Source organism: Streptomyces sp. NPDC045022 (assembly GCF_056432605.1).
The window spans coordinates 61,261-72,125 of the sequence record NZ_JBWKIR010000017.1; the positions used below are offsets into that span (position 1 = coordinate 61,261).

General features: G+C 72.8%; 7 protein-coding genes, 1 tRNA gene and 1 riboswitch. Of the genes, 6 read left to right on the forward strand and 2 right to left on the reverse strand.

Annotated features, from left to right (window positions below):
- The first annotated feature begins 65 nt into the window (after positions 1-65).
- From tmk to AC07C1_RS27155, 4 genes are all read left to right on the forward strand, one after another.
- On the forward strand, positions 66-3,419 hold the full coding sequence (tmk, locus tag AC07C1_RS27140; protein WP_478943073.1) for a dTMP kinase: 3,354 nt from the start codon (positions 66-68) through the stop codon (positions 3,417-3,419).
- Positions 3,420-3,668: 249 nt separating this feature from the next.
- Positions 3,669-4,874, forward strand: coding sequence for a DNA polymerase III subunit delta' (locus tag AC07C1_RS27145; RefSeq protein ID WP_478943075.1), 1,206 nt, complete (start codon positions 3,669-3,671; stop codon positions 4,872-4,874).
- A gap of 398 nt (positions 4,875-5,272) precedes the next feature.
- On the forward strand, positions 5,273-6,892 hold the full coding sequence (locus AC07C1_RS27150; RefSeq protein WP_478943077.1) for an alpha/beta hydrolase: 1,620 nt from the start codon (positions 5,273-5,275) through the stop codon (positions 6,890-6,892).
- Between the two features lie 107 nt (positions 6,893-6,999).
- Positions 7,000-7,073, forward strand: a tRNA-Thr gene (locus tag AC07C1_RS27155).
- A gap of 263 nt (positions 7,074-7,336) precedes the next feature.
- Here the strand turns inward: AC07C1_RS27155 and AC07C1_RS27160 are convergent.
- Both AC07C1_RS27160 and AC07C1_RS27165 read right to left on the reverse strand, forming a co-directional pair.
- Positions 7,337-7,753, reverse strand: a complete 417-nt coding sequence (locus AC07C1_RS27160; protein WP_478943079.1) for a hypothetical protein — start codon at positions 7,751-7,753, stop codon at positions 7,337-7,339.
- A gap of 200 nt (positions 7,754-7,953) precedes the next feature.
- Entirely contained in the window at positions 7,954-8,310 is a 357-nt protein-coding gene (locus AC07C1_RS27165) for an ArsR/SmtB family transcription factor (RefSeq protein WP_478943081.1), read from the reverse strand.
- Positions 8,311-8,389: 79 nt separating this feature from the next.
- Positions 8,390-8,577: riboswitch (cobalamin riboswitch) on the forward strand.
- Positions 8,578-8,604: 27 nt separating this feature from the next.
- Between AC07C1_RS27165 and nicT the strand changes: the two genes are divergently transcribed.
- Positions 8,605-9,714, forward strand: a complete 1,110-nt coding sequence (gene nicT / locus AC07C1_RS27170; protein WP_478943083.1) for a Nickel transporter NicT — start codon at positions 8,605-8,607, stop codon at positions 9,712-9,714.
- A gap of 233 nt (positions 9,715-9,947) precedes the next feature.
- On the forward strand, positions 9,948-10,841 hold the full coding sequence (locus AC07C1_RS27175; protein WP_478943085.1) for a glycosyltransferase family 2 protein: 894 nt from the start codon (positions 9,948-9,950) through the stop codon (positions 10,839-10,841).
- The last annotated feature ends 24 nt before the right edge of the window (positions 10,842-10,865 follow it).

Sequence of the window (10,865 nt, forward strand, 5' to 3'; positions counted from 1 at the left end):
GTCGGGGCGTGCGCACGTGCGGACAGGCGAGGTGTGGTGTCGGCGGCTGCGGATAGGCTGAACGCATGACGCGAGCCGAGCAGCCAACGGCCCCCCACCCAGCACCGGACGAAGCCCTGGTCGCGGACTCCCGCGAGCGAGCCGTCCGTTCCCTGCTGCGCCGACCGCAGTTGCGGCGCCTGTGGAGCGCGCAGCTGGTGAGCGGAGTCGGCGACACCCTCGCCCTCCTTGTCCTGGTCGTCCTCGCCCACCAGGCGGCGATCGCCGAAGGCACGTTCGGCGGTGGCTACCGGGGTGTCGCGTTCGCAGTGGCGACGGTCTTCGCGGCGCGGGTCCTCGCCGTGTTGCTCTTCGGCGCGGTCCTCCTCGGCCCGCTCACCGCGCTCACCTCCCAGGAGGGCCCGCTCGACCGCCGCTGGACCATGGTCGGCGCCGACGGCGTGCGCGCCGTGCTGCTGATCGTTGCGCCCCTGTGGATCGACTGGACCCCGGACAACGCGCTCACCGTCCTGCTGGTCACCGTCTTCGTCACGGGAGTCGCCGAGCGGCTGTGGACGGTGTGCCGGGAGAGCGCGGCCCCCGCCCTGCTGCCCGCCCCACCCCCGGAGGGCGCCACCGTACGGCCGCTGCCCGACCATCTGGACGCCCTGCGCCGCCTCGCCCTGCGCACCAGCTTCCTGGCGGTCCCGCTGGCCGCCGCCGCCCTGGTCGTGGCCGCCCTGTTCAACAACCTGCTGGGCACCGGTGTGGCCTGGTTCGACCAGCATCAGGTGGCCCTCGGGTCGTATGTGGCGGCAGGCCTGTTCGCCGCCTCCCTGTCCGTGCTGACCTTCCTGGAGCTGCCGGACACGCGCACCCCGCGTCCGCGGTCCCCGCTGGAGGGCCTGCGCCGCCCGCGCACCGGCGCCGGTGTCGACAAGGGCCGTACCGGAGCCGTCCCGCTGCTCGTCCCGGCCTGCGCCGCCGTGGCCGGGGCCATCGCCGCCGCCGTCGCGGTGTGCGTGCTGCACGCCAAGGACCTGGGCGGCGGCCCGGTGCTCTACGGTCTGCTGGTGCTGGGCCTGACCGGCGGTGTCGCCGTCGGCATCCGTACGGCCCCCGCGTTGCTGCCCTCGCTCTCGCGCCGCCGGCTGCTGGCCCTCATGATCGCCTTCACCGGCATCGCCCTGCTGGCCGCGGGGCTCGTCCCGGACGTCACCACGGTGCTGCTGATCGTCACGCTGGCCGGTGTCGGCGCGGGCGTGGCCGCCAACACGGGGCACGCCCTGCTCGACCAGGAGACCGAGGAATACCGCCGGGCGCGCACCACCGAGCACCTGCACGCGGTCGTCCGGGTCTTCATTGCGCTCGGCGCCCTCATCGCGCCCCTGGTCGCGGCCCTGATCGGCCCGCACCGGCTGGAGAACGGCAAGTTCGTCTTCGCGCACGGCGGCGCGGCCTTCACCCTCATGCTGGTCGGGGCGCTGCTGCTGCCGGTGGCCGCGCTGGTGCTCGCCAAGGTCGACGACCGCTCCGGCGTGCCGCTGCGTCAGGACCTCAAGGACGCGCTGCTCGGCGGCGACGACCCGGTCACGGCCCCGGCCGTCACCGGCTTCTTCATCGCCCTGGAGGGCGGCGACGGCGCCGGCAAGTCCACCCAGGCCGAGGCCCTCGCCGAGTGGATCCGCGCCAAGGGCCACGAGGTCGTGCTCACCCGCGAGCCGGGGGCCACCCCGGTCGGCAAGCGGCTGCGCTCGATCCTGCTCGACGTGTCCTCGGCGGGCCTGTCCCACCGCGCGGAGGCGCTGCTGTACGCCGCCGACCGCGCCGAGCACGTCGACACCGTCGTACGCCCCGCCCTGGAGCGCGGCGCGGTCGTCATCTCCGACCGCTACATCGACTCCTCCGTGGCCTACCAGGGGGCCGGCCGCGATCTGTCCCCGACCGAGATAGCCCGCATCAACCGCTGGGCGACCGACGGGCTCGTCCCGCACCTCACCGTCCTGCTGGACGTCTCCCCGGAGACCGCCCGCGAACGGTTCACCGAGGCGCCGGACCGGCTGGAGTCGGAGCCGGCGGAGTTCCACGCGCGCGTACGGTCCGGTTTCCTCACGCTGGCCGCCTCCGACCCCGGCCGCTACCTCGTCGTGGACGCAGGGCAGGAGCCCGAGGCCGTCTCCACCGTCATCCGGCACCGGCTCGACACCGTCCTGCCGCTGTCCGAGGCCGAGATCAAGGCCCAGGAGGAGGCGCGGAAGAAGGCCGAGGAGGAGGCCCGCCGCAAGGCCGAGGAAGAGGCCGCCCGCAAGGCCGAGGAGGAGCGCCTGGAGCGCGAGCGCCAGGAGCAGCTCGCCAAGCTGCGCGCCGAGGAGGAGGAGCGCAAGCGGCGCGAGCTGGAGGAGGCGCAGCGCCGCGAGGCCGAACGGCAGGTGGAGGAGGCCCGGCAGCGGGCCGAGGAAGCGGCCCGGCGCGCGGAGGAGGAGCGGCAGCGACTGCTCGCCGAGGAGAAGGCCCGCGCCGAGGAGGCGGCCCGCCGCGAGGCCGAGGAGGAGCGCCGGCGCCGGCAGGCCGAGGAAGAGGCTCGCCTGCGCGCCGAGGAAGAGGCCCGGCAGGCCCGGCTGCGCGCCGAGGAGGAGGCTCGGCGCCTGGAGAAGCAGCGCAAGGCCGAGGAGGCGTTGCTGCGCGCCGAGGAAGCCCGCCGGCGGGCGGCCGAGGCCGCGGCGGCGGCCGACGCGGTGGCCCGCAGGCCCAGCACGCCCCCGCCGACTGTGCCGGGCGTGGCTCCGGACGCGGCGACGGTTGCGACGCCGGCGGTTTCACCGGGCACGCGCGAGGTGGGTGCCGGCACCGGGAGTGGCTCGGAGGCGGGCACGCGCGCCGGGGGTAGGCCGGAGGCGGGCCGATCCGAGCCGGGAGCGGACGAGACGACGGTCCTGCGCCCGGTGCGCGAGAGGCGCGGCGGTTCCGCCGAGCGCGCTCAGGGCGCCCCTTCCGACTCCGAGGTGACCGCCGAGCTGCCGCAGCCGCCGGTCGCCTCCGGGGCCGCGGACGAGACGGCGGTGCTGCCGCCGGTGGTTTCGGGTGCAGCGGACGAGACGGCGGTGCTGCCGCCGGTGACCTCGGGCGTCGTCGACGAGACCGCCGTACTGCCGCCCGTACGGAGTGACCACCCGGCGGACCGGGTGCCGCCCGGCTTCTTCCGGGAGGAGCAGTCCGGCGCCGGTCCCGACGGTTCCGAGGGCCGTACGCGCGAGATGCCCCAGATCGACGCCGACGGCACGCCCCGCCGCCGGCCGCGCTCCGACTGGGCCGAGGAGACCCCGCTGGACAACCTGCCGTCGCTGGCGGACGAACTCCTGGGGTCGTACGACGCACAGGACTACGGCGACCGCGACGAGGACCAGGACCCCAGGGGCCGTGGCCGGGGGCGGCGCGGCTGAGGGCCGCGCTTTCCGGGGCACGCACCACGGGTGTGGGAACAGGGCGGCGCCTGTCGGAACGGCGACGGGCGCCGCTCGGCTCTGTCACCGGTGGATGGCTCGGTTTGTCACCGGAGTGATCGCTCGGCTTTTGTCACCGGCGTGACGGCAGGCGCCCCGCGTCGCGCGACGGCCGGCGCCCGCGTTGTCAGTGCCCACCCGCACAATGGATTCCGGAACGCTGAGTGTGACGGAAGGGCGGCCTGACCCATGACCGTGTGGGACGACCTCGTCGGGCAGGAGAAGGTGAGCGCGGTGCTCGACGCCGCCGCGCGGGACGCCGACGCCCTCGTCACCGCCGCCGCGGCCGACGAGCCGCTGCCCGAGGCGTCGAAGATGACGCACGCCTGGCTGTTCACGGGCCCGCCCGGCGCGGGCCGGAACCAGGTGGCGAGGGCCTTCGCCGCGGCCCTGCAGTGCGTGAGCCCGGACCGCGCCCTGGGCGGCTCCCCCGGCTGCGGCTTCTGCGACGGCTGCCACACCGCGCTGCTCGGTACGCACGCGGACGTCACGACGGTCGCCGCGGTGGGCTCCGAGATCCTGGTGAGGGACATGCGGGACACGGTCCGCAAGTCGTTCACCGCCCCGGCGAACGGTCGCTGGCAGATCATCCTGGTCGAGGACGCCGAGCGGCTGAACGAGAAGTCGGCCAACGCGGTCCTCAAGGCCGTCGAGGAGCCGGCCCCGCGCACGGTCTGGCTGCTGTGCGCGCCCTCCATCGAGGACGTCCTGCCGACCATCCGCTCCCGCTGCCGCCACCTGAACCTGCGCACGCCCTCCGTCGACGCCGTCGCCGACATGCTCGTACGCCGTGACGGCATCGAACCGGAGGTCGCGGCGGCGGCCGCCCGTGCCACCCAGGGCCACGTCGACCGGGCCCGGCGCCTGGCCACCGACCCGGCGGCCCGCGAGCGCCGGACCGCCGTGCTCAAGCTCCCGCTGCGTCTGGACGAGGTCGGCGCCTGCCTCAGGGCGGCCCAGGAACTGGTCGACGCGGCCGCCGAGGACGCCAAGCAGCTCGCCGAGGAGATGGACGGCAAGGAGACCGAGGAGCTGAAGGCGGCGCTGGGCGCGGTGCAGGGGGGCCGGATGCCGCGTGGCACGGCGGGGGTGATGAAAGACCTCGAGGACATGCAGAAACGCCGCAGAACCCGCACGCAGCGCGACAGCCTCGACGTCGCGCTCGGCGATCTCACCACGTTCTACCGCGACGTCCTCGCCCTCCAGCTCGGCTCCCGCGTGGCGATCGCCAACGCCGACGCCGAGGACGCGCTGGAGCGACTGGCCCGGGGCAGCACCCCGGAGTCCACCCTCCGTCGCATCGAGGCGATCGCCGCCTGCCGCGAGGCCCTGGACCGCAACGTGTCCCCGCTGCTGGCGGTGGAGGCGATGACGATGGCCTTGCGGGCGGGGTGAGGACGTGGGCCGCCACGGGCCGCCCAAGACGCCCCGGCCGTCGTACGGCGGCCGAGGCCCGGCGCACGCGTGTCTCTGTGGTGGTCCGTCGTCCGGGTGTCGCTGCCGCGCTGTGTCCGCGTACCGCTGCTCGAGCCGGGAGCCGCCGGAAGGCCGCACCGGCTTCCCGCTGTGGCGCGCCGAGACCGTGCGCCCGCGTAGCGCCGCCCGGCCCGATGCCGCCGTACCGCTGCCGAAACCCGAGGGCCCCGGTATCGCTGCTGTGGTTCGCCGTCCCGTACCGCTGTTGACGTCTGCCGTCCTCCGAACGAGCCCACTATCCACTCTGCTGTCCTCCGTACGAGCCCACAATCCACACGCAGCGCCACCAGGGCGTCGCGCACAGTTACGCTCGCCTGATGTACACCAGGCCATCCCCCTGCCGCCGATCACCCCGCCGGACCCGGGGCGCCCGCACCCGGACGACGGCCCGTCTCATGCCCACGATCCTCACGGCCGCCGCGCTGCTCGTGACCGCCTGCTCGTTCGGGAGTCCGACCACGTCGGCGGACGGGACGGTGGACGCGGCGCTGGCCGCGCTGCCGCGGTCGACGCCGTCGGCGCTCACGCCGTACTACTCGCAGCGGCCGCACTGGCGCAGTTGCGGTGCCCCCGGGTTCCAGTGCGCCACGATCAAGGCCCCGCTGGATTACACCAAGCCCGGCGCGGGCGACGTCCGGCTCGCCGTCGCCCGCAAGAAGGCCACCGGCAAGGGCAAGCCGCTCGGTTCGCTGCTGGTCAACCCGGGCGGCCCGGGCGGCTCCGCGATCGATTACCTTCAGCAATACGCGGGCGTCGGCTACCCGGCCAACGTCCGTGCCCGCTACGACATGGCCGCGGTGGACCCGCGGGGCGTCGCCCGCAGTGAGCCCGTCGAATGCCTCGGCGGACGTCAGATGGACGCCTACACGCAGACGGACCTGACCCCTGACGACCAGAAGGAGCGCAACGCGCTGGTCGCGGCCGACAAGAAGTTCGCGGAGAGCTGCGGCGCGCACTCGGCGCGGCTGCTCAGGCACGTTTCCACCGTCGAGGCGGCACGGGACATGGACATCGTGCGGGCGGTGCTGGGCGACCGGAAACTGAACTACGTAGGGGCGTCGTACGGCACGTTCCTCGGAGCGACGTACGCCGGTCTGTTCCCGGAGCGGGTCGGCCGTATGGTCCTGGACGGCGCGATGGACCCCAGCCTCGACGCCCGCCGGCTGAACCTGGACCAGACGGCGGGCTTCGAGACGGCGTTCCAGGCCTTCGCGAAGGACTGCGTACGGCACTCCGACTGCCCGCTCGGCGGCAGGGGCACGACACCCGCGCAGGTCGGCGACCACCTCAACGCGTTCTTCCGGAAGCTGGACGCCCACCCCATCCCGGCGGGCGACGCGGACGGCCGCAAGCTCGGCGAGGCGCTGGCCACCACCGGGGTGATCGCGGCGATGTACGACGAGGGGACGTGGCAGCAACTGCGCGAGGCACTGTCCTCGGCCATGAAGGAGAACGAGGGCGCGGGCCTGGTCGCGCTCGCCGACAGCTACTACGAGCGCGACGAGAGCGGCCGCTACAGCAATCTCATGATGGCCAACGCCGCGGTGAACTGTCTGGACCTGCCACCGGCCTTCACCGGCCCCGAGCAGGTGGAGCAGGCGCTGCCCCAGTTCGAGAAGGCGTCCGCGGTCTTCGGCGAAGGCCTGGCCTGGGCCTCGCTGAACTGCGCGTACTGGCCGGTGAAGGCGACGGGCGAAGCACACCGCGTCGAGGCGAAGGGCGCGGCGCCGATCGTGGTGGTCGGCACCACCCGCGACCCGGCGACCCCCTACCGCTGGGCGCAGTCCCTGGCCCGCCAGCTCTCCTCGGCCCGTCTCCTGACCTACGCCGGCGACGGCCACACCGCCTACGGCCGCGGCAGTACCTGCATCGACACGGCGATCAACACCTACCTGCTCCGCGGCACCCCGCCGAGCGCCCGAAAGCGCTGCTCATAGCCCCTACGCCCACCTCGGAGCCCACCGCTCCGAGGTGGGTACGAAGCACCCACGGAAACTGTGTAGACTTACCGTCGTTGCCGATCGCACCATGGTGCGGGCAGCGCGCCGCTTTAGCTCAGATGGCCAGAGCAACGCACTCGTAATGCGTAGGTCTCGGGTTCGAATCCCGAAAGCGGCTCACCTGAAACCCCAGGTCGGAAACGCTTTCGACCTGGGGTTTCCTCGTTCAGTGGACGCGACGGCGACGCTGAGAGCGGGCCGCGCGAGTGTCAGTGGTCTCAGAGCCGGTCGCGTTTGTGGCGGCGGATGGGCCGGCGGCGAGTCGGACATCGTCTGACCTGGCGCCTTCTCGTTCCGCGGACACCGCGATGGCGGCGGCGGGCGCGCGCCGCTCGGCTGTCCCTCAGGCTGACGAGGGGCAGGCTGCGCGCGCCTCGCGGCTCAGGCGCGGACGTCGTGCCAGGGCGAGCACTCCCGGTAGGTGCTGGTCACGATGCACCCCCGCAGCTTGTACGCGTGCCCCTCGGGGAGGTTGCCGGGGACGATCTTCATGTAGGGGGAGTCGTGGCCCCTGGTGGAGGCGATGCGGCCGTTGCTGAGCTCCGCCTCGATTCCCAAGCCGTCGGCGGCCACGTCCTTGGCGATGAGGGCGTCGCCCGGAATGTTGGGGGCGGGCTGCGGGTCGGCGTTCCAGCGGGCGTACCCGATCACGTCGCCCTTGGAATTGTGGATGGTGATGGTGTACGACCCGTCCGGGTCCATGGCGCTGGCAGTGCCGGCCCCCGTGGTGAGCGCCGCGCCGACGAGCATCGCGCCCATGCCGAGGATCGTGCCGACGCGCTTGTGTATAGGACGCATGTGTCCCCCTGTGTTTCTGTGTACGGCGGGTTGCCGCCGCGCTGCCTTGACGTACCGGCAACAGTGACGATCGGTCATGATCACTCTATAGACCGGCTGTTGCGTCCACCGCAGCGGCCTCGGTGTCGCGTCAAGCCGCGTCAAGTCGAGTCAGGCCGCGTCAAGCCGCGTCAGGCCGCGTCAAGCCGAGTGAGGCCGCGTCAGTGGCGTGAGACGCAGTGCTTCAGCAGTTCGGAGATCGATCCGTCGACGAGCCGGTAGCGCACGACGCGGCCGTCCTTCTGGCCCTCGACGATGCCCGCGGTCCGCAGCAGGCGCAGCGCCTGGGAGACGGCGGTGTCCCGCATCCCGGTGGCGACGGCGAGATCGGAGACGGCGATGGGGCCGGCCTCATGGAGGGCGAGCAGCAGGGACAGACGTCCGGGATCGGAGAGCAGCGAGAAACGGTCGGCCCAGGCGCGTACCCGCTCCGGCTCGCCGACGGCGGCGATGGCGTCACAGACCCGATGGCCGTCGATGGTGCGCTGCCCGGCACGTTCCGCGGGGACGAGATGCATGGGCCCATCATCGCAGCGGGCGGCCGCCACCTCCATACCTGACCAGCTGTGCAGCCTTGCAGCCGCCACCCGCCGCCGCCTAGGGTGAGCGGGCCGTGGTGTTCGGGAAGACCGGTGACAGCCCCTCAGGGCTCAATCCGGAGCGGCCCTCGCCACTGTGATCGGGAAGTTCCCGCCCCCTACACGCCACTGGCCGCACAGCCGGGAAGGCAGGGGCGGGCGCGTCGACCCGTCAGCCAGGAGACCGGCCACGGCATCACGAAGCTGATCCACGAGGTGCTGGAGCGTGAACGCATGACCGCGTCCGAAGGCGTGCCCGAAGCCGCCGCGACCCCCTCCTTCCGCTGGCGTCGCGAGGACACCGTCCGAACCGCGGGTCTCCTGGCCGTGATCGTCGCCCTGCACGTGGTCGCCTTCGGGATCCTGTTCCTGCTCGTGATCCCGAAGCACTACGAGGTCGGCACCAAGGCGTTCGGCCTCGGCCTCGGCATCACGGCGTACACGCTCGGCATGCGGCACGCCTTCGACGCGGACCACATCGCGGCGATCGACAACACCACCCGCAAGCTGATGGCCGACGGCAAGCGGCCGGTGTCGGTGGGCTTCTGGTTCGCGCTGGGGCACTCCAGCGTGGTGGTCGTCATGGCCGCGCTGGTCGCCGGCGGGGCGAAGCTCGCCGGCACCCTGATGAACGACGGCTCCCGGACCCACCAGGTCCTCGGCACCGTCGGCACCACGGTCTCCGGCAGCTTCCTGTACCTCATCGCCGCCCTCAACCTCGTCGCGCTCTTCGGCATCCTGCGCGTCTTCAAGGCGATGCGAGCCGGACGCTACGACGAGGCGGAGCTGGAGGCGCACCTCGACTCGCGCGGCTTCATGAACCGTCTCCTGGGCCGGCTCACCAGGTCCATCCGCCGCCCGGGCCAGATGTTCCCGCTCGGCTTCCTCTTCGGCATCGGCTTCGACACCACGACAGAGGTCCTGCTCCTGGCCCTGGCCGGCAACGGTGCCGCCGCCGGGCTCCCGTGGTACGCGGTGCTGTGCCTGCCGCTGCTGTTCGCGGCCGGCATGAGCCTGTTCGACACCCTCGACGGCACGTTCATGAACTTCGCCTACCAGTGGGCTTTCTCCAACCCGGTGCGGAAGGTGTTCTACAACCTCACCATCACCGGCCTGTCCATCGCCGTGGCCTTCTTCGTCGGCACAATCGAGCTGGTCGGCGTCCTGCACGACAAGCTCGGTCTGCACGATGACGTCACGGGCTGGATCGCGGCCCTGGACCTGGACAACGTCGGCTACGTCATCGTCGGCCTGTTCGTGGTCGTCTGGGCCGTGGCCATCGCGTACTGGCGCCTCGCCAGGGTCGAGGAGCGCTGGACCGTCCGCGCCGCCGACGCGGGCTGAGGAAGGCGAACTCCGGAGCCTCAGTGTCGCCGACGACGTGGGCCGACGGGGGAAGGGGAAGGAGGGCGTCGGCCCGCGAGCCCGCTCCTTCGCTGCGGACAAAATGGGAGCAAAGGCGCCGCAAAGTGAATCGGCGTCGGGTGAACCCGCGGACCTGAGGCAACATCTTGGTGAACGGCGGACGCCGCGCGGTCATGGCGCGGTGCCGCCGTCGGCCGGATGGGGTGAGGGACGTGGTGGAGCCGAGGATCGCCGTCGCCGTGGTGACCATGGGCAACCGGCCCACCGAGGTCGACGCCCTGCTGGAGTCCGTGGCCAAGCAGGACCTCGCCCCGGCCCGCATCGTGATCGTCGGCAACGGCTGCCGGCTGCCGGAGTTCGCCCGCAGGCTCTCCCTGCCCGGCGAGGTCACCACCATCGACGTGGAGGAGAACCTCGGCTGCCCGGGCGGCCGGAACGTCGCCCTCGCGCGGCTGCGGAAGTACGGGGACATCGATGTCGTCGTGGAGCTGGACGATGACGGACTGCTCGTCGACGCCGACGTGTTGCGGCGGGTGCGGGACCTGTACGCCGCCGATCCCCGCCTCGGCATCGTCGGCTTCCGTATCGCCGACGAGCACGGCGAGACCCAGCAGCGGCACGTGCCCCGCGTGGGGAAGTCGGATCCGATGCGCGGGGGGTACGTCACCGGGTTCCTCGGCGGCGGGCACGCCCTGCGCATGGCGATGCTGGCCGAGACCGGAGACTGGCCCGCCGAGTTCTTCTTCGCGCACGAGGAGACCGACCTCGCCTGGCGGGCCACCGACGCGGGCTGGACGATCCGGTACGCCCCCGAGCTGCTGCTTCGGCATCCCAAGACCTCACCGGCCCGGCACGCCATCTACTACCGGGTCAACGCCCGCAACCGCGTCTGGCTCGTCCGGCGCCGGCTGCCCCTGCCGCTCATCCCGGTGCACCTGGGGGTGTGGACGCTGTTCACCCTCGCCCGCACCCGCTCCCTGGCGGGGCTGAAAGCATGGTTCGGCGGGTTCCTCGAGGGGGTGCGGGAGCCGGCCGGTGAGCGGCGGCCCATGCGCTGGCGGACGGTGTGGCGGCTCACCCGGCTCGGACGTCCGCCGGTGATCTGAAGCGTGTGATCGGACCGTGTGATC

Coding starts and splice junctions, on each gene's coding strand:
- AC07C1_RS27145 (WP_478943075.1), top strand. CDS start 3,669: ATGACCGTGTGGGACGACCTCGTCGGGCAGGAGAAGGTGAGCGCGGTG.
- AC07C1_RS27160 (WP_478943079.1), bottom strand. CDS start 7,753: ATGCGTCCTATACACAAGCGCGTCGGCACGATCCTCGGCATGGGCGCG.
- AC07C1_RS27150 (WP_478943077.1), top strand. CDS start 5,273: ATGTACACCAGGCCATCCCCCTGCCGCCGATCACCCCGCCGGACCCGG.
- AC07C1_RS27165 (WP_478943081.1), bottom strand. CDS start 8,310: ATGCATCTCGTCCCCGCGGAACGTGCCGGGCAGCGCACCATCGACGGC.
- nicT (WP_478943083.1), top strand. CDS start 8,605: ATGACCGCGTCCGAAGGCGTGCCCGAAGCCGCCGCGACCCCCTCCTTC.
- tmk (WP_478943073.1), top strand. CDS start 66: ATGACGCGAGCCGAGCAGCCAACGGCCCCCCACCCAGCACCGGACGAA.